Genomic DNA, 21,371 nt, shown 5'->3' with positions numbered 1-21,371 from the left:
AACATTACCAATTGTGAATTGAATTTTACGAATTGCTTTCAGTTAGCCGCCACCACGTACGAGTGAAATTGCGCCAAACATCACTCATCGCGCGGGCAAGTTGCGCGAATTAGCGCGTTAATCGCAAAGGGCTTGCGCGAGAAAGCGCGTACGCGCATATTCCCCACACTGTCAAACGGTACAACGGGGTGCTCCATGGACGACTCGACCCGGCTCAAAAGCCTCTCCATCGCCCTATACGCGGTCGGCGCAATCGCCACCTTCGCGATCTACCCGCTGATGGTGCTCTGGCCGTCCGGCTGGACCTGGCACTCGGGCCACTCTGACTACCCGCTGATGATCGTCGGCATCTACGCCACGCTGGGCGTGTTCCTCATGCGCGCCGCGCGCCGTCCGCTCGAGCATTTGAGCCTGATCTGGTTCACGGTGTGGTCGAGCGTCGTGCACGGCGCAATCATGACGGTCCAGTCGCTGGCGTCGCCCGGCCATCTCGGCCATCTGCTCGGCGACGTGCCCGCCCTCTTTATCGTCGCCGCCGTGCTGGCCGTGCTCACGCCGCGACGCGCGAACGCCCCTGCTCCCGTGGCAGTTACCGGCGCCTGATCAAAGAAATTCTGTAGTTTCCATCGCGCGCACACGTCTCGTGCTCGACCGCGTTGCGCTCGGGCAGCGAATCGGTTTCGGTGGCCACGCGCGAGATCTCAGCGGGCATGATCGACCTCTCGGCGCGTACCGAGGAACAGGCCGCGTCGCTTCCTCCGCCTAGGAGCAGCAGCAAAGCGGCATCGAGCAGGTCGACACCGCCGTCACGCAGATGGGCGAAGTCACGCAGCAAAACGCGGCGCTCGTCGAGCAGGTCACCGCGGCCGCCCACGCGCTCGACACGCAGTCCACCACGCTTGCGGGCACCGTGCAGGTGTTCCGCGTCGGCTGAGGCCGGGGGACTGACGCGGCGCGAGCGCCTTCACGGCCTCTTATAATCGAAGCTCGAAGCGGCGGCGGGCGCATTCACCGCGCCGCCCTGCCTATCGATTTTTCGTACGCGAAGGGGAACGCCGCATGTATATCGCCATGAACCGCTTCAAGGTCGCGCCAGGCTCCGAGGCCGCATTCGAGGAAGTCTGGGCCACGCGCGACACGCACTTGAAGCAAGTGCCCGGCTTTATCGAATTTCATCTGCTCAAAGGCCCGCAGCGCGAAGACCACGTGCTCTACGCGAGCCACACGATCTGGGCGAGCCACGCGCACTTCGACGACTGGACGCGCTCCGACGCCTTTCGCGCGGCGCATCGAAACGCGGGCAATACGGGCGGCGCAAACCGTCCGGTCTATCTGAGCCACCCCGAGTTCGAAGGCTTCGAAGTCGTGCAAACCGTGAAATAGGCGGTGCACGCGGAGTCGTCGAGAAAATCGGTAAATCTGTGCACGCGCTGCGCCAAAGCTACACGCTCGCAGCACGCACCGCCGCAGTGCCCCGTGCATCCGGCCCCCTCCTCTCGTCTTCCCGCTGCGCCGCGCATCCTGGGCCCAAACCTTGCTTGATACAAGCCCCCGCCCTCGCGCGCAACGGTGTTGGAGGCGCGCGCCATCGCGTCCCCAACCGACGAGCCCATGAAGAAAAAAACCGCTACCCGCATCGTAGAAGGACAACCGTTCCCCCTCGGCGCCACCTGGAACGGCCGCGGTGTGAACTTCTCGCTCTTCTCCGCGAACGCTACGAAGGTCGAGTTGTGTCTTTTCGACAAGAGCGGCCTGCGCGAACTCGAACGCATCGAGTTGCCCGAATACACCGACGAAGTGTGGCACGTCTATCTGCCCGAACTCGAACCGGGCGCCATCTATGGGTATCGCGTGCATGGGCCGTACGAGCCGCAAGCGGGCCATCGCTTCAATCCGCACAAGCTGCTGCTCGATCCCTATGCGAAGGCGCACGTGGGCGCGATGCGCTGGCATCCCGCCGTGTTCGGCTACACGATCGGAAGCCGCGACGGCGATCTTTCGTTCGACACGCGAGACAGTGCGCGCTATGTGCCGCGCTGCCGCGTGGTCGATCAGGGCTTCACATGGCACCACCCGATGCGCGAGCGTGTGCCGCGCGAGCGCACGATCATCTACGAAACGCACGTGCGCGGCTACACGATCCGCCATCCCGAGGTGCCGCCCGAAGAGCGCGGCACCTTCGCCGGGCTCGCACAAACGCCGGTGCTCGAATATATGCGCGGGCTTGGCGTGACATCCGTGGAGCTACTGCCCATTCATACCTTCGTGAACGACTCGCATCTGCTCGAACGCGGTCTCACGAACTACTGGGGCTACAACACCATCGGCTTCTTCGCGCCGGACCCGCGCTACTCGGTGGGCGCGCACGGCTCGATCGACGAGTTCAAGAACATGGTGGACCGCCTCCACCAGGCGGGTCTCGAAGTCATACTCGACGTGGTTTACAACCACACGGCCGAAGGCAGCGAACTCGGCCCGACGCTCTCGTTTCGCGGCATCGACAATGCTTCGTACTACCGGCTACCCGAAGACAGGCGCTATTACATCAACGACACCGGCACCGGCAATACGCTCAATCTCTCGCACCCGCGCGTACTGCAGATGGTCACGGACAGCCTGCGCTACTGGGTGCTGGAAATGGGCGTGGACGGTTTTCGCTTCGACCTCGCGACGATCCTGGGGCGCGAGCCCTACGGCTTCGACGAAGGCGGCGGCTTTCTCGACAGCTGCCGCCAGGATCCGATTCTCGCGAGCGTGAAGCTGATTGCCGAGCCGTGGGACTGCGGGCCGGGCGGCTACCAGGTGGGCGGTTTCCCGCCCGGCTGGATGGAATGGAACGACCGCTTTCGCGACACCACGCGCGCCTGGTGGAAAGGCGACGAAGGCAAGGCGCCCGAACTCGCCACGCGCCTGTGCGCCTCCGGCGACAGCTTCAACCGGCGCGGGCGGCGGCCATGTTCAAGCGTGAACTTCGTCACCGCGCACGACGGCTTCACGCTGAACGATCTCGTTTCGTACAACGAGCGTCACAACGAAGCCAACGGCGAAGAGAACCGCGACGGCCACGGCGATAATCTCTCGTGGAACTGCGGAGAGGAAGGCCCGAGCGACGACCCCGAAATCCGCGCGCTGCGCGAGCGCCAGAAGCGCAACTTCCTCGCCACCTTGCTGCTCTCGCAGGGCACGCCGATGCTGCTCGCGGGCGACGAATTCGGCCGCACGCAGCGCGGCAACAACAATGCGTACTGCCAGGACAACGAGGTGAGCTGGGTAGACTGGGAGGGCATTGACGACACGGGCCGCGCGCTCGCCGACTTCGTGCGCAAGCTCACCGCGCTGCGCCATGCGCTGCCGGTGCTGCGACGCAACCGGTTTCTCATCGGCGAGCACAACGCCGCGCTTGACGTCACCGACGTCGAATGGCTCTCGCCCGCAGCCGTACCGATCGCTCGGGAGCAGTGGGACGATTCGGCCATGCGTTGTTTCGGCATGCTGATCGATGGACGATCGCAAACGAGCGGCATCATGCGCCTCGCTTCGGATGCGACCATGCTTATCGTGCTCAACGCCTATCACGACGTGGTGGATTTCACGCTGCCTTCCGTGCCGGGCAACGATCAGTGGAACTGCCTCATCGACACGAACATGCCCGTGCGCGACGAGCTGCCCGAATTCGAAGCGGGCGATATCTACCAGGTGACCGGCCGCTCGCTACTGCTGTTCGCGCTGCACGCGCGTGGCGCGACGCGGCGGGTGTTCGACCGCCTGGAGGAAGATCTCACCGGGTAATCGGCAGGCTTTTTTTGCGGATTGGCGGCGAAGCCGCCTATCCGTTGTGTGACGTGTGGCGGGGCTGACAGTTAGTTGCACAATGCGGCGAACGACCGCCGCCTCATCGCAGCACCGCAGACATCGCCGACAAGCTATTGAGCGTGCGCACGAGGGACTCGGCGGTTGGCGCCACGAACCGGATCAAGCAGCCCGCCGCGCGCTCGACACCGGGCCACTGCGCAAAGAGGTCGGCCAGCGCAGTAGTCTGCGTATGCAGCTCGCACGTGCGCACGCGCGGCGCGGCACACGCGCGGTCCCACCACGCGCCGTCGCGTGCCACCTGCCCGACGGCTTCGTGCGCCGCGTCGCGAATCCGCTCGCGGCTCGCGGCGGGCGTCAGCAGGTCGCCGCTCGCGTGGCCGCCGGCGCGCTTCACCACCACGAACTTCGCATCGGGAAAAGCGGGCCGCGTTTCGCCTTCGAACACATCGTCACCGCTGAGCAGCGCCACTCGTGCGCCGTATTCCTGCGCGAGCGCGCCATACAGCCCCGCCTCGCCCGTCGCCACGCCATCGACGAGCACACGCGCAAACGCAAAACTGTTGATGGTGTGCGCAAGCATGCCGCGGCTTTGCGCCATGGCGTGATAGCCGATCATGAAAACGAGCGCGGGCCGGTGCTCGAGCCCCGCCATCATGCCCAGCGTGCGCGGCTTGCCGAGTATCACGCGTGCGCGCGCATCGATCTCGTCGAGCAGCAGGTTGTTGAAGCCGCCATGCGAGTCGTTGACCCACACCTCGCTCGCGCCGCCCGAGAACGCGCCCTCCACGGCCGCGTTCGCTTCGAGCGTCATCCAGCGGCGGGCCTGCTCGTACTCGGCGTTTCCCGCGCGCGTTTGCGCAACGTTGAAGACGCCGCCTATGCCTTCGATATCGACCGAGATGAGGACCTTCACGCCTGCGCTCCGCCTGAAAGCAGTTCGGCGAGATCGGGCACCGCTTCGCGCAGCGCCAGACGCACGTGGCCATCGCGGCCCTGCACGGTGCGCGCGCACCACAAGGCATCGAGAATGGCTTGCTCGACGCAATCGGCGCTCGCCTGAAACAGCGGATCGAGCTGCGAGTCGGCGAGCAGGGGCGGCAACGCGTGGGTCGGCGCGTCGTGCGCCAATGTGTACGCGGTGCTGAACGCCATGGCGATATCGCCACTGCCGTGTCCATAAACGGACCCCGTGCGCGCGAGACCCGCTGCCGCGCGCATCGACACGCGCCGAAGCTGCCGCGCGTCGAGCGGCGCGTCCGTGGCGATCAGCATGATGATCGAGCCCTTCTCGGGTTCCTGCGCTGCGCGATTGGACGCCGCGCGCGCCGCAAGCTCGCGCCCCACGGGCACGCCGCCGATCGTCAGCATCGGCAAGCGGCCAAAGTTCGTCAGCACGAGCGCGCCGACGGTGTACGGCGCGAGCGCCGCCTGCACCACGCGCGACGCCGTGCCGATGCCGCCCTTCAGGTCGAAGCTCGACATGCCGCGGCCCGCGCCTACGCTGCCACGCGCGAAGTCAGCGTTCGCAGCCGCGCAGGCAGCGAGATAGTGTTCCTCACGCACCGCCAGCGCCTGAATATCGTTCAGATAGCCGTCGTTGCACTCGAACACGAGCGGATTGACGGTCGGCAGGCCGCGCCCGATTTGCGGATTCCCCGCGACCGCCGCGCGAGTCTGCGCTTGCGCGAGTGTGCCCACCGCAAACGTGTTGCTCAGCGCGACCGGCGTTTCGAGCACGCCCAACTCTTCGAGCTGCATGAGCCCAATGCTCTTGCCGAAACCGTTGATCACGCAGACGCTCGCCGGCACCTTCTCGCGAAAGAGGTCGCCCGCATGCGGCAACAGCACGGTCACGCCGGTTTGCACCTCGCCCGCGTCGAGCGTGCAATGTCCGACGCGCACGCCGGCTACGTCGGCAATCGTTCCCGTCGCCCCGCTCGCCAGTGTGCCGACATGCGGCGCGGTATCTCCACGATCGATGCTCATGCGCGATCCAGCTTCGGGTCGAGCGCGTCGCGCAAGCCGTCGCCCAGCAGATTGAACGCGAGCACGGTGAGGAAGATGGCGAGGCTCGGGAACAGCGCGATATGCGGCGCCGTCACCATGTCTGCGCGCGCCTCGTTGAGCATGGCGCCCCACTCCGGCGTGGGCGGCTGCGCGCCAAGGCCGATGAACGACAGGCTCGCCGCCGTGATGATCGACGTGCCGATACGCATGGTCAGATACACAATCACGGACGACACGGTGCCCGGCAGAATATGCCGCATGATGATCGTCCAATCCGACGCGCCAATGCTGCGCGCAGCCTCGACATACGTGAGATGCTTGAGCATGAGCGTATTGCCGCGCACGAGCCGCGCGAACGCCGGAATGCTGAATACCGCCACCGCACAGACCACATTGATCATGCCGTTGCCGAGGATCGCCACCACGCCGATGGCGAGCAGAATGCCTGGGAATGCGAACAACACGTCGGCCACACGCATGGTGATGCGGTCCCACCACCCTTCGTAGTACCCCGCGAGCAAGCCGAAGAACGTGCCGACCACGGCGCCCAGCGCCACGGAAAGAAAGCCCGCCGCGAGCGATATGCGCGTGCCCGCGAGAATGCGGCTGAAAATATCGCGGCCCAGCGCGTCCACGCCGAACCAGTGGGCCGCCGTTGGACCCGCGTTGAGCGAGTCGTAGTCGAAGTAATTTTCGGGGTCGTAAGGCACGAGATGCGGCGCGAACACCGCAATCAGCACCAGCAGCAGCACGAATGCGCCCGCGCCGAGCGCGACATGTTGCTTGCGGAACTTGCGCCAGAATTCGCGCCACGGTGTGCGGATCGCTTCGTCCTGTGCGCGTACATCAACGTCTAGGGTCGTGCTCATGGCGGGCTCACCTGAATCGAATGGTCGGATTGATGACCGCGTACAGCACGTCCACGATCAGATTGATGACGATGAACTCGAGCGAGAACAACAGCACTTCGGCCTGAATCACGGGGTAATCGCGCATCGAAACCGAATCGATGAGCAGCCGCCCGAGGCCCGGCCAGTTAAACACCACTTCCACGACGATCGAGCCGCCCAGCAAGAAGCCGAACTGCAGGCCCATCATCGTGACGACGGGAATCATCGCGTTGCGCAGGCAATGCTTGATCACTACCCATTGCTCGGCCACGCCCTTCGCGCGCGCCGTGCGCACGAAGTCCTCGTTGAGCACTTCGACGAAGGAGGCCCGCGTGAAGCGCGCCATCACCGCAGCCACCGCCGCACCGAGTGTGATCGACGGCAGCACGTAGCTGCGCCAGGAACCGTCGCTCACCACGGGGAGCCAGCCCAGGCGCACCGAGAACAGCTCCATGAGCGCCATGCCGAGCGCGAAAGCCGGAAACGAAATGCCCGACACCGCGAGCGCCATGCCGATGCGATCGGGCCAGCGATTGCGCCACACGGCCGAGACGATGCCGATCGCCATGCCGAACACCACGGCCCAGACCATGCTGGTGAGCGTGAGCAGCAGCGTGGGCATGAAACGCTCGCTAATTTCGGTGACGACCGGGCGCTTGCTGCGCATCGAAACGCCAAAGTCACCGTGAGCGACGCGCACGAAGAAGTGGAGGAACTGCTGCGGCAGCGACTGGTCGAGGCCGAGGTCGGCGCGCACGAGCGCGACCGTCGCGTCGTCCGCTTCGGGACCGGCCGCGAGGCGCGCCGGGTCGCCCGGCAGCAGGTGCACGAACAGGAACACCAGGACCGCGACGATCAGGAGCGTCGGCAGCAGACCCACCGAGCGTTTGACAATGAAATTCAGCATGAGCGCGTTACTGCATCGGGGCGTGCGCGCCGCACAGGAACCAACCGTTCCGGCGCGGCGCGCAACGCATTAGCGAATCGAGATCTCGTCGAAGTTGAACGAGCCGTCCGGCGCCACATACGCGCCGGCCAGGCGCTTGCTGCGGGCGTACACGACCTTCTCCTTGACGAGGAACACCCACGGGGCGTCGGCCCAGATGCGCTTTTGCGCGTCGGCGTAGAGCGCCGTCTTTTGCGCGCGGTCCGTCGTTTCGAGCGCCTTCGCGAGGTCCTCATCGACCGCCGGGTTCTTGTAGTACGCCGTATTCATGAGCTTGGGCGGCCACGATGCCGAAGCGAGCAGCGGCGAGATGCCCCAATCGGCCTCGCCCGTGGACGACGACCAGCCGATGTAATACATGCGCACGCCCGCCGTTGCCGGGTCCTGCGCGCTTTCCACGCGCGCGACCGCAGTGCCCGTTTCGAGCGCTTCGACGTTCGCCTTCACGCCCACCTGCGCGAGCTGCTGCTGCACGAACTGAATGGCCTTTTGCGCGGTCGAGTTGTTATACGCCGACCACAGCGTCGTTTCGAAGCCGTTCGGGTAACCGGCCTGCTTGAGCAGTTCTCGCGCCCTGGCCGGATCGTAAGGCCAGGGGCCGAGCTTGACCGAGTAGTCCACACCTTGCGGCAGCACGCCGTCCGAAGGCAGCGCATAGCCCCCGAACGCCACCTTGGCCAGCGCGTCCTTGTTGATCGCGTAGTTCAGCGCCTGGCGCACGAGCGGGTTGTCGAACGGCTTCTTCGCGGTGTTCAGGCTGATGTAGCGCTGGATGATCGAGGGCGTGGCGATCAAATCCACCTTCGGGTTCGACTGGAACGCGCTCGCCTGCTCGAACGGAATGCGGAAGGCGAAGTCCGCTTCGCCAGTGCGCATGAGCGCCGCGCGCGTGTTGTTGTCGGCCACCGGCTTCCAGTCGATCTCATCGATCTTCGGGTAGCCCTTCTTCCAGTAGCCGGCGAACTTGTGGACGACGAGGTCGCCAGCCGGGTCCCACTTCACGAAAGCGAACGGGCCCGTGCCCACCGGATGCAGGCCGATGTCCTTGCCCCACTTCTTCATGGCCGCCGGCGAGATCATCACCGCCGAAGGGTGCGCGAGCACGTTCACGAACGCCGAGAACGGCGCGTTCAGCGTGACCTTCACCGTGTACGGATCGACCACTTCGGTCTTCGCGATGCGGCGGAACATGTTGTAGCGCTTCAGGTGGTTCGCCGGGTCCGTCACGCGGTCGAAGTTCGCCTTCACGGCCGCCGCGTTGAAGTCGGTGCCGTCCTGGAACTTCACGCCCTCGCGCAGCCTGAAGGTATAGACGAGGCCGTCGCCGCTCACTTCATAGCTCGTGGCGAGTACGTTGGTGAGCTTGAGGTCCTTGTCGAAACCGAACAGGCCCTGGTAGAACGACTTCGAAACCGCCTGCGAGAGCGTGTCGTTGGCGTCGTATGGGTCAAGCGTCGAGAAGGTCGAATCGACGGCCATCACGGCGCGCTGTCCGGCGGCCTGTGCCGCGCTCGCGCCCGCGATCAGCGCGAGTGCGAGCGCGCTGCCCTTCATCCATGTTTTGACTTCTTTCATCAATCAGGTCTCCATAACAATGAATCTTGACGACTCAGCAAAACGATCCAGCTAAACAGCGAACGACTGCGTGGCGTGACGGCGTGTTCAGTAAGCGCCGCCCACCCGATGCTTCGCCACGAAGTGACCCGGGCCGACCGCCACGAGCGGCAGGACCTGCGGCTCGTCGCCGGTTGCGCGAATCGGGCTCGGCAGTTCGTCGGCGGCGAGCACGCGCTTCGCGTGGCGGCGCGCCGGATCGGCGATCGGCACCGCGCCCATGAGCTTCTTCGTATAGGCGTGCTGCGGATTCTCGAACACGGCGCGGCGCGGGCCGATCTCGACGATCTGCCCCAGGTACATCACCGCGACGCGATGGCTCACGCGTTCCACCACGGCCATATCGTGCGAGATGAAGAGATACGCCACACCAAGCTCCTGCTGCAGGTCGAGCATCAGGTTGACGATCTGCGCCTGCACGGAAACGTCGAGCGCCGACACCGATTCGTCGGCGATCACGACTTTCGGGTTCATCGACAGCGCGCGCGCAATAGCAATGCGCTGACGCTGGCCGCCCGAGAATTCGTGTGGGTAGCGGCCCGCCGCCGACTTCGGCAGGCCCACGCGATCGAGCAGCCATTCCACGCGCGCCTGCGCCTTCGCCCCCTTCGCGATGCCGTGCACGAGCAGCGGCTCCATGATCGAGAAGCCCACCGTGAGGCGCGGGTTGAGCGAGGCGAACGGGTCCTGGAAAATGAACTGGATATCGCGGCGCAACGTCTGCAGTGCGGGGCCGGTGAGGGTGCTGATATTGTGGCCGCCGAATTCGATCGTGCCGCTCTGGCTCTCGACGAGCCGCAGCAGCGAGCGTCCCGTGGTCGATTTTCCGCAACCGGACTCGCCCACCAGCGCGAGCGTTTCGGCGGCGTGAAGATCGAAGCTGACTTTTTCGACCGCATGCACGCGGCCGGTGACCTTGCCGAACAGACCGCTGCGCACGGGGAAGCGCGTGACGAGGTCGCGCACGCGCAGGACCGGCGCCGCGTGCGTTTTCGGCGCGTTCGCCGGCAGCGTTGACGGGGCAACCGGGCGCGCCGCGTCGCTCACCGAAAGCAGCGGGAACTTCTCCGGCAGGTCGGTGCCCTGCATCGCGCCAAGCTTCGGCACGGCGGCGAGCAACGCCTGCGTGTAGCGATGCGAAGGCGCGGCGAACAGCGCATCCGATGCGCCCTCTTCCACTTTCTCCCCGCGATACATCACGAGGATGCGGTCCGCCACTTCGGCCACCACGCCCATGTCGTGCGTGATGAAGACCACGCCCATATCCATCTCGTCCTGCAGGCCGCGAATGAGCTGCAGGATCTGCGCCTGGATCGTCACGTCGAGCGCCGTGGTCGGTTCGTCGGCGATCAGGAGCGCGGGCTTGCACGAGAGCGCCATCGCAATCATCACGCGCTGGCGCATGCCGCCCGAAAGCTGATGCGGGAAGCGGTCCGTCACGCGGCGCGCCTCGGGAATGCGCACGAGGTCGAGCAGGCGCAGCGTTTCGGCGCGCGCCTGCGCGGCGTTCATCTGCTGATGCAGCGCGATCGCCTCGCTGATCTGGTTCCCCACCGTGAACACCGGGTTCAGCGAGGTCATCGGCTCCTGAAAGATCATCGCGATGTCCGCGCCGCGCACCGAGCGCATGGTCGAGGCACTGGCACGCGTGAGATCGAGCACGCTGCCGTTGCGGCGGCGCAGGTCGATGCTGCCGCCCGTCATGCTGCCGCCGCCGTGCTCGACAAGCCGCATCAGCGAAAGCGACGTGACCGACTTGCCCGAGCCCGATTCGCCGACGATGGCGAGCGTCTCGCCCCGATCGACGTGGAACGACAGATTGCGCACGGCTTCGAACGCGCCCGCGCCGCGCCTGAACGACACGCAGAGATCGCGGACGTCGATCACGCGGTTCGGCGGCAGCGCGGCCTTTTCGCGGCCCGGCGCGGTATCAGGAGAGTGCGAGGACATCTGCACGATGAGGATTCCTTCGTTTGGTGCGCAAAACGATGCGCCGCTTAAGCGTAGATCGACGCAACGGGCGCTTCGCCCACGCGCGCGTAGCCGCGATACATGCCTTCGGTGTTGAACGGCAGGACCACGTTGCCTTGTGCGTCCACGGCGATCAGGCCGCCACGGCCGTCGATGCGCGGCAATTGCTCCATCACGACATTCGCAGCGGCTTCGGAGAGTGAAACACCGCGATATTTCATTTGCGCCGCGACGTCATAGGCCGCGACCATGCGCATGAACATTTCGCCCGATCCCGTGGTGGACACCGCGCAGGTGGCGTCGTCGGCATAGCAGCCCGCGCCGATCAGCGGCGCGTCGCCCACGCGGCCCACCTGCTTGTTCGTGATGCCGCCGGTCGAAGTCGCCGCCGCGAGATGGCCGTGCGCGTCGAGCGCCACTGCGCCCACCGTGCCGTATTTGCGGTTGGGGTCGATCGGCTCGTGCGGCAGGCTGTCTGCCGATGCGTTTGCACCCGCCCGGGCTTCCGCGTTTGCCTGAAGGGTTGCGCCATCGTGATCGAGCATCGCGCGCGCTTCGCCGCGGGCGAGCTGCCATTGGCGGTAGCGCGCATCGGTGTGGAAATAGCCGGGATCGACGAATTCGAGGCCCTGGGCTGCCGCAAACGCTTCCGCGCCTTCGCCCGTGAAGAGCACGTGCTCGCTCTTCTCGAGCACGCAGCGCGCCGCCCGCACCGGATTGCGCACGCGCTTCACGCAGCACACGGCGCCCGCTTCGAGCGAGCGGCCGTCCATGATCGAGGCGTCGAGTTCATGCGTGCCCGCGGACGTGAACACCGCGCCGTGGCCCGCGTTGAATAGCGGACAGTCTTCGAGCAGGCGCACCGCTTCTTCGACTGCGTCGAGCGCGCTGCCGCCTTCGGCCAGGATGCGCTGGCCAGTCACGAGAATGCGGTTCAGCGCGTCGAGATACTGGGTTTCGACTTCGGGCGCCATCGAAGCGCGCAGGATCGTGCCGGCGCCGCCGTGAATGGCAAGGACTGCGTTCGATTTCATGACTTCTTTTTCGTGGGGGAAGACGGGGCGCCAGGCGCGGCAGACGCCTGCGCCGGGGCCGAGGTGAGCCACGGCAGCACCGATTCGGTGATGGCCGCCGCGGCGACGACGGAATCCTTCGCGCGCAACGCCACGGCGTCGCACAGCGCTTCGATGACGGCCAGCACCGCGGCTTCCGAGTTCGCCGCAAGGCGACGCTCGGAGCGGATCAGCAGCGTGAGATCGGCGAAGCGCGCGAGCGGCGAGTCGAGGCTGTCGGTGAGCGCGAGCACGCGTGCGCCCAGCTTCGCGGCATGGCGCGAGAGCTTGATCGTGTCGTCCACGTAGCGCGGAAACGCGATGCCGATCACCAGATCGTCCCTGTTCGCGCCGAGCAGCCTGCGCGCCGAATGCGTGGGGCCGCCGACCGAGGCGAGCGCCTGCACGTTGTCCAGATACGGCAGCAGCGCGTTCTCCATGAGCCCGGCGAGAAACGCGCTCGTGCCCGAGCCGATCACGTAGACGCGGCGCGCCGAAAGAATCGCGTCCACGGCTGCGGCGGCCGCTTCGCTGTCGATCGACTGGCGCGACAAACGCAGGTTCGACTCGGCCTGCTCCAGCGAGGCGCCGAACAGCCCGGCGCCGCTGGTCGGCGATTCCTGCGCGCTGCGCAGCCGCTCGACCGGCGCGAGCGTGGCCTCGAAGCCGCGCACGAGCGCCTCGCGAAACTGCGGATAGCCGTCGAACCCGAGCGAGCGCGCAAAGCGGTTGGCCGTGGCCACCGAAGCGCCGACCGCGTCCGCCAGTTCGTCGATGCGCATGGTCGCGGCGTGGAACAGGTTTGCGAGCACGTACTCGGCCATGCGCCGGTGGCCCGGTGTGAGAACGGGCATCGCGGCGGTGATGCGCGCGACGATCTCGGCTTCGGGCGTGTCGGGAGTTGACGGTCGGGTTGGCATGCGTGAGCGGGAGTCGGGACGGCAAGGCCGTAAATGAAATTACATGAGCGGATCTTAGTGAAAATTAATTTTCATCGCGCCCTGGGTTTACCCTATTCGAATGAAGAAAGGTCAAATTCGCGTGACCGGGCGCAACGCAACGCGAAGCTGCGCGCCTCGTACACGTTGCAGGATTTTGGAGGGAGGACCCGGCAGAAGCCGGAAAGAGATGTCACCCGCAGGCGAGATAAGGCGCGCGGCTGCGCGTGGGAAGTGGCGCCGCACTTGCCGCCAGCCAGGCGCTGGCGGCAATCGAATCAGCCACATGAAAACGCAGTGCGCGGCTTCACGACGCCGCCATCGCTTCAGCGCTCGGCGCCAACCGCCACGTATTGCGCCCCGCGCGCTTGGCTTCATACATGGCCGCATCGGCGAGACACAGCGGATCGTCGGCCAGCGCCTTGTTCTCGGCCTCGGCCGAGAGCACCGCGCTCGTTGCATCCACCACACCGGCCGCGCCTGTCATGCCAGTCAGCACGACGCCCACGCTGGCGCTCGTCTCGATCACGCGGCCCGCGACGACGAACGCCTTCGACACTTCACGGCAAATGGCTGCCGCGATGCGCTCGCCGGTGCGCGCGTCGCTCACGCCGCGGCTCGCCACCACGAATTCGTCGCCGCCCAGGCGGCTCACTACGTCGCCCGTGCGCACGGTGGCGACGAGCCTGCGCGCGACCTCCCTGAGCAGAGCGTCGCCCAGATCGTGGCCGTAGCGGTCGTTGATGGACTTGAAGCCATCCATGTCCATGAAGAAGAGCGCGAAAGGCTCGCCGCTCCCGCGCAGTTCGCACAGCGTTTCCTGCAGCGCGCGCCGGTTCGCGAGTCCCGTGAGCGGGTCGATCAGCGCGCCCTCGCGCAGGCGTTGCTCGGTGCGGCGCTGCTCGGTCACGTCGTGCGCCATCACGTAGAAGCCCGTCACCTTGCCTTCGCGCTTGGCCGGAATGTAGGTCGCCGACCACACGCGGTCGGCGTCGGCCCGATAGCGCACCTCGTCGCAGGTGACGCGTTCGCCGGCCAGCGCGCGCGCAAAGAGCGGCTGCAACTGCTCGAACACTTCGGGGCGCAGCGTTTCGCTCAGGCTGCGCCCGCGCAGCGCCGCCGGCTCCGCGCCGAACACGCGCTTGAACGTCTCGTTGTTGAACTGGTAGCAAAGATCGCGATCGACCACGGCGATCAGCGCCGGCAGATTGTCGGTGATGGTCTGCAGCGCGTCGCGGCTGCGCTGCAGCTCCCCTGTGCGTTCGCGCACGCGCTCTTCGAGTTCGACGTGATAGTTGCGCAGCGCCTCCTCGCTCTCCTTGCGGCTCGTAATGTCCTGCACCGCCGCGATGAAATGCAGGGGCGTACCGGACACATCGCGCACGAGCGACACCGCGAGATTGACCCACACGGCCTGGCCGTCGGGCCGCAGATAGCGCTTTTCGATTGCATACGTGGCGTGGCGGCCCGCGAGCAATTCGGCCACTTGCGCGAGATCGGCGGCGATGTCGGCCGGGTGCGTGACCGAGGCGAACGTGCGGCGGCGCAGCTCGCTCTCCTCGTAGCCGATGATCTCCGAGAACTTCTGGTTCACGTCGAGAAAGCGGCCGTCGAGATCGACCACGGCCTTGCCGATCGGCGTTTGCTGGAACACGGTCCGAAAGCGCGCCTCGCTGATGGCGAGCGAACGGCGGTCGCGCTCGTGCGCCGTGCGCGCGCGGTTCAACTGCCGGCGCAATTCCAGCTCGCGTTCGACGAGGTGCGCGAAATCCGCGAGCACGGCGGCCTGTGCGGCGTCGAACGTGCGCGGCTTTTCGTCGATCAGGCAAAGCGTGCCGACCACCTGGCCGTCGGCGAGACACAGCGGCGAGCCGGCATAGAAGCGGATGTTCGGCGCGCCCGTGACGAGCGGATTGTCGAGAAAGCGCTCGTCGTCGAGCGCGTCTTCCACCACGAGCATGCGTTTGCTTAGCACGGCGTGCGCACAGAACGACACGCTGCGCGGCGTTTCGCAAGCCGCCAGCCCGTGGTGCGACTTGAACCACTGGCGGTCTTCGTCCACGAGCGAAATCAGCACGATCGGCATGTCGAACGCAAAGGCGGCGAGCCGCGAGATGCGATCGAATGCTTCTTCAGGATCGGTGTCGAGTATGTCGAGTTGCCGCAACGCCCGAAGGCGGACGTCCTCATCCAGAGGAAGCGGAGCAGTGATCATCGTGTGAGGGGCCCGGCAGGGCGGATACGGTTGCGTGGCGCTTTCCGCACCGGCGCGCCTTACCGGGGTTTACGGCCAGATTAAGCAAAAACTGAAGTACGGAAATGCCCGCGCCACGCGTGTCGTGCCAGTCTTGCGCGCCAGGCATTTCCCCTACGCAGAAACCGCAACTTAAGCGCACGAACGTTCGGTATGCGTGTGGTTGCGCAATCATCGAGCGCCGCGGCCGTCATACCCGCGCTGCTCGCATGTCCCGGCGCCACGGCGCGTGACGCATCATTCTCCTGAAAGTTCACGGCGGTCAAATTGTTTCGTTTTCCGAAATACATGCCATTTTTAACCGGCCGGTTAACGTGTTACGAAATCGATCAAGCCCTCAAAAAAAACATGTCTGGCGACTTCAGCAACGCTTTTTCACCGCCGTAAAAAGGGCAAAGCTCCACCCCTTCCGGTGTCACCATGAAAACCCTCGCGCAACCCCTGCGACTGAAATTGACCATCCGCATCGCCACCGCGGCGCGTATTGCCGCCGGCTGTGGCGCCAGCACGCGCATGAGCGCTGCACCCCGTGCGCGTCGCGCACCGTCGCGCAGCACTCATCCGCCTACCGGCACGTCGTGCCACTACGCCGTGCGCCGCCTCGCGGCACAGGTGCGCACGCGCAGAATCTGACGCCACACGGACATCGAGACATGAGACAGGAAACCGTGGCGGCCATGCCCGATCCCGCCGCTGCCTTGAATCCCACGGCGGCGCTTCCCTGGATAGGACGTGCGCGCGCCACGTTGCGCGCCTCGATCCGCGCACGCACGAAGTTCTTCATCGGCCTGTTCTTCGCCTTGTTCGCCACGCAAACCACGCTGCTGGCAAGCCAGCTGATCGCGTTTGGCCATGCCTTCGAACGCGTGGATACGAGCTGGCACGACGAAAGCGCCGCGCAGGAAAGCGAAGCGCCACCCAGGCAAGCCGTCTCCGCCGCGCCGCGCGAACTCGCCGTCGAGAGGCTGCACAGTCAGGTCCAGCGCGGCATCCTGCGCGTGCATCACACGCTCGAAGCCGCCTTTGCGATCGCACTCGCCACGCTCGCCTTCGGCCTCGTACTGCTGCACTACCTCGAGCGCACGCTACTGCGTCCGCTGCATACCTTGACCGACTCGCTCGTGCGCCTCGCGCACGGTGAGGACATGCGCGCATTGCCCGACATGAACCGCACCGACGAGATCGGCGCGATGGCGCATGCCTTCGATACGTTGTGCGAAAAATCCCGCGAGCTGCATCTCGCCCACGAAGCCACGCGCGCCGCCGAGGCCCACGCCCAGACACTGGCGCGCCACGATCCGCTCACGGGCCTGCCCAACCGGCGTTTGCTCGCCGCGGAGATGAGCGCGGCGCTGGAGCGCACGCAGCACCGCTCGCCCGACTACCTCGTGTTCGTGATCGATCTCGACCGCTTCAAGCCCGTCAACGACTTTCACGGTCACGCCGCGGGCGACACGGTGCTGTGCGAGATCGCCGCGCGCCTGCGCCGCGTGGTGCGCGACGGCGACACGGTCGCGCGCCTGGGCGGCGACGAGTTCGCCGTGCTCGCCCGCGTGCATCGCGACGACCATATCGAGGCCGCTAGCGAGCTGGCGCAGCGCCTGCTCGCCGCCACGCGCGCGCCCATCGACATCGGCAAGCTGCGCATCAACGTGGACGCGAGCATCGGCATTGCGTGCTGCCCACGCGACGGCGGCGACCCGGACGCGCTGCTGCGCGCCGCCGATATCGCCATGTATCGCGCCAAGTGCGAAGGCAAGGGCACGTACCGCTTCTTCGAGCAGAAGATGGACGACGAGCTGCGCCTGCAGGCCTCGCTCGAATCGGATCTGCGCCGCGCGCTCGCGGGTGGCGAGATCCGGCCGTTCTACCAGCCGCTCGTGCGCCTCGCCGACGGCCAGACTACCGGCTTCGAGATTCTCGCGCGCTGGCATCACGAGCAGCGCGGCTGGATCTCGCCCGAGGTGTTCGTGCCGCTCATCGAGCAGATGGGGATTTCGCCCGCGTTCACGGCTTCGATCTTGCGGCGCGCGTGCCGCGACGCGCTGCGCTGGCCTTCGCGCTACCACCTCGCGCTCAATCTTTCGCCGGCGCAGTTCAAGGACACGCAACTCGCGGCGCTGCTGCTCACGATCCTCGCCGACGAGGGCATGCCGCCCGAGCGCATGGAGATCGAGATCACCGAATCGGCGCTGATGTACGACTTCGACGCGGCGCGCGCCGTGCTCGCGGACTTCCGCAACGCGGGGCTGCGCATGTCGCTCGACGACTTCGGCACGGGCTATTCGAGCCTGCAGCACCTGCGCGAGCTGAGGGTGGACAAGCTGAAGATCGACCGCTCCTTCGTGCTCTCGATGACCTCGTGCAACGAGAGCGCCAAGATCGTCGACGCGATCATCGCGCTCTCCTCGAACCTCGGCATGAGCACGGTGGCCGAAGGCGTGGAGACCGCGGAACTCGCGCGCACGCTGGCGGCGAAGGGCTGCGATTACGCGCAGGGCTATTTCTTCGGCAAAGCGATGGCGGCGCGTGAAATCGACGCCTTGCTGAACGTGGATCGTGCGGCGAACGAGGCACGGCTCAAGCGTGTTGTCGAGCCGGCCTGAACAGATTGACACGTAGGACTTTGAGAATGGAAAGGTAGACATCATGTTTGTAGCAATAGGCTGGATCGTCGTGCTCGGATCGGTGATCGGGAGCTTCGTGGGCGTGGGGGGACACCTGCCCGCGCTCGTTCAACCATTCGAACTCCTGTGTATTTTCGGCGCGGCACTGGGCGCGTTCGTGGTGAGCAACCCGACCGCCACGCTTGGCAAGACGCTCAAGGCGCTGCCCACCTGTTTCAAGGGCGGCGGCTACACGAAGGCGCAATACCTGGAGCTGATCGCCCTCCTCTACGAGTTGCTGCAAAAGGCGCGCAAGGAAGGCATGATGGCGCTCGAAGCGGACATCGAAGCGCCCGAGAACAGCCCGATTTTCCAGAAGTATGCACGCGTGCTCTCCGACCATCATCTGCTCGACTTTATCGTCGACTATTTGCGCATGATGTCGAGTGGCAACGTGAACCCCATGGAAATGCAGGACCTCATGGACGAAGAGCTCGACACGCATCACTCCGAGGTGTCGATTGCGCCCAATGCCATCCAGAAGATGGCCGACGGCCTGCCCGCATTCGGCATCGTGGCCGCCGTGATGGGCGTGGTGCACACCATGGGCTCGGTCGGCAAGCCGCCGGCCGTGCTCGGCGAGATGATCGCGGGCGCGCTCGTGGGCACGTTCCTCGGCATTCTGCTCGCCTACGGCTTCGTCGGCCCAATCGCGGACCTGCTGACCGCCAAGGGCCGCGCCGCCAGCAAGCCGTTCCAGTGCGTGAAGGCCGTGCTGCTCGCGTCGCTCGCCGGCTATGCGCCGCCCGTGGCCGTGGAATTCGGCCGCAAGGTGCTGTTCACCGCCGACCGCCCGAGCTTCCAGGAACTCGACGAAGCGGTGCGCGCCACCAGGACGCCGAAGGCCGCTTAGGAGTCCCGAGATGGCCGAACGTAATCCAGGCTCGCGCGCCGCGCGCGACACCGAGGGCAGCAAGACCACGCTCGTGGTGCGCCGCGTGAAGAAAGGCGGCCACGAGGGCCACCACGGCGGCGCATGGAAGATCGCCTATGCGGACTTCGTGACCGCGATGATGGCGTTCTTCCTCTTGATGTGGCTGCTCGGCTCGACGTCGCAGTACGACCGCGACGGCATCGAGAAGTATTTCAACACGCCGCTTTCGGCCATGCCCGGCAGCAAGCCCGACGCCGCGAACCCCAACCCGAGCGTGGTGCAAGGCGGCGGCCGTGACCTCTCGAGCAGAACGCCGGCCGTGGGCGGCTCGAACGCGCAGCCCACGCTCTCGCACGCCGTGCCGGTGGAAGCGGTCGACAAGTCGCGCCTTTCGCAGCTCAAGGAAAAACTCTCGGCGCTCATCGAGCGCAAGCCGGAGTTGCGCGCGTACCGCGACCAGATCCGCATGTCGATCACGGACGAAGGCCTGCGCATCGAGCTGGTCGATTCGCTCAAGCGCCCCATGTTCGCGACCGGTAGCGCGAAGCTCCAGGACTACGCGTACGAGATCCTCGTGCAGATCGGCACCGCATTGAACGACGTGGACAGCGGCGTGTCGATCGCGGGGCACACCGACTCGGTGCCCTACTCCGGCGGCCTCGCCGGCTATTCGAACTGGGAGCTTTCGAGCGAGCGCGCCAACGCCGCGCGCCGCGCGCTGGTGGCCGGCCACCTGAGCGAAGAGAAGCTGCTCCAGGTGCGCGGCCTCGCCGACGTCCTGCCGCTCGACCACGACACGGCGGACAGCCCGCTGAACCGGCGCATCACCATTCTGGTGATGAACAAGGACGCCGAGCGCGCGTTCTTCGAGCAGGCGAAACGCTACGACGTCGACACCCCGCAAAAGGCAGCCACGCCGGCTTCATAAGGCATCTACCGCGCGGCCCAAAATGCGTCTCCAAACAGGCAGGAACGCCGCCGATGCCTCTCGCGCCGGCGCATCGAATCGACGGGCGCGACGCGGTACGCGGCTTGCTATGTCTGCGGCAGGCGGCCAGAACCGCCGCGGCATCGCCTGCCGCCTGACACGGGAATCGTCGGGAGTCTGGCCGGACTCAACATTGTTCCCCTCATAGATGGAGACCAGCATGCCCACCTTCATTCCTCCGCCCATGCCAACCGGCAATGGCGTGCGCATCGTCGGCAAGGGCCGCGTGAGCGCCGCGGGGCCGGGCCCCGACGTGATGGCCGCAAGCACGCTCGACAGCGACCGCGTGCTGAGTTCGGACGGCCAGGAAGTCGGCAAGATCAAGGAAATCATGCTCGACGTGCAGAGCGGCCGCGTAGCCTACGTGGTGCTGTCGAGCGGCGGCTTTCTCGGCTTCGGCGACAAGCTGCTTGCCATTCCCTGGAGCGCGCTCATGCTCGACACGAGCCGCAAGTGCTTCCTGCTCAATGTGTCGTCCGAGCGCGTGAAGCAAGCGCCGGGCTTCGACCGGGACAGCTGGCCCTCCATGGCCGACGCGAGCTGGGGCAGCACGCTGCACGCGTATTACGGCGCCGAGCCGTACTGGGCCGCGGTCGAGCCGGTGACGCCGCGCCACTGAGCTTCTCGTCTGGCGCGCGGCTCCGGCGGTAAGCGGGCGTTCGGAGCCGGACTTCGCGTCGAGGCCACGCCGGCGTTCAGCCCGGCGTGGTCCCGGCGTTCGCGGCCATTGGCGGCGCCTCGGGGACGTCGGCCGTCTCCAGCGCCCACGTGTTCACCGTGCGCCGCATCGGGCAGGCAATCACCGTGGCCACGCGGCTCGCCTGCGCCGCCTCTGGCACGCCTCCAGCCGCCCTCCGCCAGCGCCCGCACGCGCTGCCTGAACGCGATCTTCAAGGCATCCGACTTCACCGACACCTCGTTCTGCCAGCTCTCCGGCACGCGAACCGGCCGAACGCGCCGCAGCACGGTGTGATCTTCCTCGAATATGCGCAGATTGCGCGCGCGAAAACGTCCGTCGAACCGCGGATGGCGCAGGAAACTGCAGCCCATCATCCAGAACGTCTGGGTGCGCTCCCGTTGACCGCGTCGATTTCGGGGCGGTCGGGCGCGCCGAACGAACTCCCGTGCACGAACGGCGCATGCGCGAAATCGAGTCCGTTCTCGATCACGCGCTCCCAGTTCGCCTCCCACGCGTAAGTGCCGTGCACGACTCGCACGCCCGGATCGTCGGCCCAGCCGAGATCGGGCAGCGGCGGCCGCCCGGCTTCGGGCAGGTCGCCCACGAACGCCCAGATCCAGCCGTGACGCTCCACCACGGGGTAGCCGTCCACGCGCGCTCGCGCCGGAATGCGCGCGTG

General features: G+C 66.2%; 20 protein-coding genes and 1 pseudogene. 9 read left to right on the top strand and 12 right to left on the bottom strand.

What is annotated here, in order from left to right:
• The first annotated feature begins 195 nt into the window (after positions 1-195).
• A complete protein-coding gene (locus tag M3I56_RS10535; RefSeq protein WP_254353756.1) occupies positions 196-603 on the top strand; it encodes a DUF6632 domain-containing protein in 408 nt (135 codons plus the stop codon).
• Here M3I56_RS10535 and M3I56_RS10530 read toward each other — a convergent pair.
• A complete protein-coding gene (locus M3I56_RS10530; RefSeq protein WP_254353976.1) occupies positions 590-835 on the bottom strand; it encodes a hypothetical protein in 246 nt (81 codons plus the stop codon). The genes M3I56_RS10535 and M3I56_RS10530 overlap by 14 nt on opposite strands.
• Between M3I56_RS10530 and M3I56_RS41600 the strand changes: the two are divergent.
• The 3 genes and pseudogenes from M3I56_RS41600 to glgX all read left to right on the top strand — a co-directional run.
• Positions 767-934 (top strand): annotated as a pseudogene (locus tag M3I56_RS41600) (methyl-accepting chemotaxis protein); the annotation flags it as partial. The gene M3I56_RS10530 and the pseudogene M3I56_RS41600 overlap by 69 nt on opposite strands.
• A 125-nt stretch (positions 935-1,059) precedes the next feature.
• Positions 1,060-1,383 carry an antibiotic biosynthesis monooxygenase gene (locus M3I56_RS10520; protein WP_254353755.1) on the top strand — a complete coding sequence of 108 codons (324 nt, stop codon included), beginning with the start codon at positions 1,060-1,062 and terminating at the stop codon, positions 1,381-1,383.
• 228 nt (positions 1,384-1,611) lie between these two features.
• Complete coding sequence (glgX, locus tag M3I56_RS10515; protein WP_254353754.1) at positions 1,612-3,789, top strand: glycogen debranching protein GlgX; 2,178 nt, start codon at positions 1,612-1,614, stop codon at positions 3,787-3,789.
• A gap of 103 nt (positions 3,790-3,892) precedes the next feature.
• On the opposite strand, the gene M3I56_RS10510 is transcribed toward glgX, so the two are convergent.
• The 9 genes from M3I56_RS10510 to M3I56_RS10470 form a co-directional block, all read right to left on the bottom strand.
• The gene (locus tag M3I56_RS10510; protein WP_254353753.1) at positions 3,893-4,726 is read right to left on the bottom strand and encodes a M55 family metallopeptidase; all 834 of its coding nucleotides are present in this window, start codon (positions 4,724-4,726) and stop codon (positions 3,893-3,895) included.
• Positions 4,723-5,799: a P1 family peptidase gene (locus M3I56_RS10505; RefSeq protein WP_254353752.1), complete on the bottom strand. Its 1,077-nt coding sequence runs from the start codon at positions 5,797-5,799 to the stop codon at positions 4,723-4,725. Before M3I56_RS10505 ends, M3I56_RS10510 begins: the two co-directional genes overlap by 4 nt.
• Positions 5,796-6,689, bottom strand: coding sequence for a glutathione ABC transporter permease GsiD (gsiD, locus tag M3I56_RS10500; RefSeq protein ID WP_254339676.1), 894 nt, complete (start codon positions 6,687-6,689; stop codon positions 5,796-5,798). Before gsiD ends, M3I56_RS10505 begins: the two co-directional genes overlap by 4 nt.
• A gap of 7 nt (positions 6,690-6,696) precedes the next feature.
• Positions 6,697-7,617, bottom strand: coding sequence for a glutathione ABC transporter permease GsiC (gene gsiC, locus M3I56_RS10495; protein WP_254353751.1), 921 nt, complete (start codon positions 7,615-7,617; stop codon positions 6,697-6,699).
• A 69-nt stretch (positions 7,618-7,686) separates the two neighbouring features.
• Positions 7,687-9,231 (bottom strand): glutathione ABC transporter substrate-binding protein GsiB, encoded by a 1,545-nt coding sequence (gene gsiB / locus M3I56_RS10490; protein ID WP_309249143.1) that lies wholly within the window; start codon positions 9,229-9,231, stop codon positions 7,687-7,689.
• Positions 9,232-9,318: 87 nt separating this feature from the next.
• Entirely contained in the window at positions 9,319-11,220 is a 1,902-nt protein-coding gene (locus M3I56_RS10485) for a dipeptide ABC transporter ATP-binding protein (RefSeq protein WP_254353958.1), read from the bottom strand.
• A 47-nt stretch (positions 11,221-11,267) separates the two neighbouring features.
• Positions 11,268-12,275 (bottom strand): isoaspartyl peptidase/L-asparaginase family protein, encoded by a 1,008-nt coding sequence (locus M3I56_RS10480; protein WP_254353750.1) that lies wholly within the window; start codon positions 12,273-12,275, stop codon positions 11,268-11,270.
• Positions 12,272-13,213 (bottom strand): MurR/RpiR family transcriptional regulator, encoded by a 942-nt coding sequence (locus M3I56_RS10475; RefSeq protein ID WP_254353749.1) that lies wholly within the window; start codon positions 13,211-13,213, stop codon positions 12,272-12,274. The genes M3I56_RS10480 and M3I56_RS10475 overlap by 4 nt, the downstream gene beginning before the upstream one ends.
• A 325-nt stretch (positions 13,214-13,538) precedes the next feature.
• A complete protein-coding gene (locus tag M3I56_RS10470; RefSeq protein ID WP_302056769.1) occupies positions 13,539-15,446 on the bottom strand; it encodes a PAS domain S-box protein in 1,908 nt (635 codons plus the stop codon).
• Positions 15,447-15,905: 459 nt separating this feature from the next.
• Between M3I56_RS10470 and M3I56_RS10465 the strand changes: the two genes are divergently transcribed.
• The 5 genes from M3I56_RS10465 (at position 15,906) to M3I56_RS10445 (ending at position 20,632) form a co-directional block, all read left to right on the top strand.
• The gene (locus tag M3I56_RS10465) at positions 15,906-16,118 is read left to right on the top strand and encodes a hypothetical protein (RefSeq protein WP_254353748.1); all 213 of its coding nucleotides are present in this window, start codon (positions 15,906-15,908) and stop codon (positions 16,116-16,118) included.
• A 20-nt stretch (positions 16,119-16,138) separates the two neighbouring features.
• Entirely contained in the window at positions 16,139-18,091 is a 1,953-nt protein-coding gene (locus M3I56_RS10460) for a bifunctional diguanylate cyclase/phosphodiesterase (protein WP_254353747.1), read from the top strand.
• A 43-nt stretch (positions 18,092-18,134) separates the two neighbouring features.
• Positions 18,135-19,004 (top strand): flagellar motor stator protein MotA, encoded by an 870-nt coding sequence (gene motA, locus M3I56_RS10455; RefSeq protein WP_254353746.1) that lies wholly within the window; start codon positions 18,135-18,137, stop codon positions 19,002-19,004.
• A 10-nt stretch (positions 19,005-19,014) separates the two neighbouring features.
• Positions 19,015-19,953 (top strand): flagellar motor protein MotB, encoded by a 939-nt coding sequence (gene motB, locus M3I56_RS10450; protein ID WP_254353745.1) that lies wholly within the window; start codon positions 19,015-19,017, stop codon positions 19,951-19,953.
• 220 nt (positions 19,954-20,173) lie between these two features.
• The gene (locus M3I56_RS10445) at positions 20,174-20,632 is read left to right on the top strand and encodes a PRC-barrel domain-containing protein (protein WP_254353744.1); all 459 of its coding nucleotides are present in this window, start codon (positions 20,174-20,176) and stop codon (positions 20,630-20,632) included.
• Here M3I56_RS10445 and M3I56_RS10440 read toward each other — a convergent pair.
• Both M3I56_RS10440 and M3I56_RS10435 read right to left on the bottom strand, forming a co-directional pair.
• Positions 20,578-21,066 carry a hypothetical protein gene (locus M3I56_RS10440; protein WP_254353743.1) on the bottom strand — a complete coding sequence of 163 codons (489 nt, stop codon included), beginning with the start codon at positions 21,064-21,066 and terminating at the stop codon, positions 20,578-20,580. The two genes, M3I56_RS10445 and M3I56_RS10440, sit on opposite strands and share 55 nt — an antisense overlap.
• Complete coding sequence (locus M3I56_RS10435) at positions 21,063-21,344, bottom strand: aromatic ring-hydroxylating dioxygenase subunit alpha (protein ID WP_254353742.1); 282 nt, start codon at positions 21,342-21,344, stop codon at positions 21,063-21,065. Before M3I56_RS10435 ends, M3I56_RS10440 begins: the two co-directional genes overlap by 4 nt.
• Positions 21,345-21,371: the final 27 nt, after the last annotated feature.

Origin of the sequence: Paraburkholderia sp. CNPSo 3281 (assembly GCF_024206515.1) — a bacterium.
GTDB lineage: Bacteria > Pseudomonadota > Gammaproteobacteria > Burkholderiales > Burkholderiaceae > Paraburkholderia > Paraburkholderia nodosa.
This window is presented reverse-complemented; position numbering and strand designations above follow the sequence as displayed.

What these genes read in the sequence shown, in the direction of transcription:
- M3I56_RS10505 (WP_254353752.1), bottom strand. Translation starts at nt 5,799, where the DNA reads ATGAGCATCGATCGTGGAGATACCGCGCCGCATGTCGGCACACTGGCG.
- glgX (WP_254353754.1), top strand. Translation starts at nt 1,612, where the DNA reads ATGAAGAAAAAAACCGCTACCCGCATCGTAGAAGGACAACCGTTCCCC.
- M3I56_RS10445 (WP_254353744.1), top strand. Translation starts at nt 20,174, where the DNA reads ATGCCCACCTTCATTCCTCCGCCCATGCCAACCGGCAATGGCGTGCGC.
- M3I56_RS10475 (WP_254353749.1), bottom strand. Translation starts at nt 13,213, where the DNA reads ATGCCAACCCGACCGTCAACTCCCGACACGCCCGAAGCCGAGATCGTC.
- motA (WP_254353746.1), top strand. Translation starts at nt 18,135, where the DNA reads ATGTTTGTAGCAATAGGCTGGATCGTCGTGCTCGGATCGGTGATCGGG.
- motB (WP_254353745.1), top strand. Translation starts at nt 19,015, where the DNA reads ATGGCCGAACGTAATCCAGGCTCGCGCGCCGCGCGCGACACCGAGGGC.
- M3I56_RS10440 (WP_254353743.1), bottom strand. Translation starts at nt 21,066, where the DNA reads ATGATGGGCTGCAGTTTCCTGCGCCATCCGCGGTTCGACGGACGTTTT.
- M3I56_RS10480 (WP_254353750.1), bottom strand. Translation starts at nt 12,275, where the DNA reads ATGAAATCGAACGCAGTCCTTGCCATTCACGGCGGCGCCGGCACGATC.
- gsiC (WP_254353751.1), bottom strand. Translation starts at nt 7,617, where the DNA reads ATGCTGAATTTCATTGTCAAACGCTCGGTGGGTCTGCTGCCGACGCTC.
- gsiB (WP_309249143.1), bottom strand. Translation starts at nt 9,231, where the DNA reads ATGAAAGAAGTCAAAACATGGATGAAGGGCAGCGCGCTCGCACTCGCG.
- M3I56_RS10465 (WP_254353748.1), top strand. Translation starts at nt 15,906, where the DNA reads ATGAAAACCCTCGCGCAACCCCTGCGACTGAAATTGACCATCCGCATC.
- M3I56_RS10535 (WP_254353756.1), top strand. Translation starts at nt 196, where the DNA reads ATGGACGACTCGACCCGGCTCAAAAGCCTCTCCATCGCCCTATACGCG.
- M3I56_RS10520 (WP_254353755.1), top strand. Translation starts at nt 1,060, where the DNA reads ATGTATATCGCCATGAACCGCTTCAAGGTCGCGCCAGGCTCCGAGGCC.
- M3I56_RS10460 (WP_254353747.1), top strand. Translation starts at nt 16,139, where the DNA reads ATGAGACAGGAAACCGTGGCGGCCATGCCCGATCCCGCCGCTGCCTTG.
- gsiD (WP_254339676.1), bottom strand. Translation starts at nt 6,689, where the DNA reads ATGAGCACGACCCTAGACGTTGATGTACGCGCACAGGACGAAGCGATC.
- M3I56_RS10485 (WP_254353958.1), bottom strand. Translation starts at nt 11,220, where the DNA reads ATGTCCTCGCACTCTCCTGATACCGCGCCGGGCCGCGAAAAGGCCGCG.
- M3I56_RS10470 (WP_302056769.1), bottom strand. Translation starts at nt 15,446, where the DNA reads ATGATCACTGCTCCGCTTCCTCTGGATGAGGACGTCCGCCTTCGGGCG.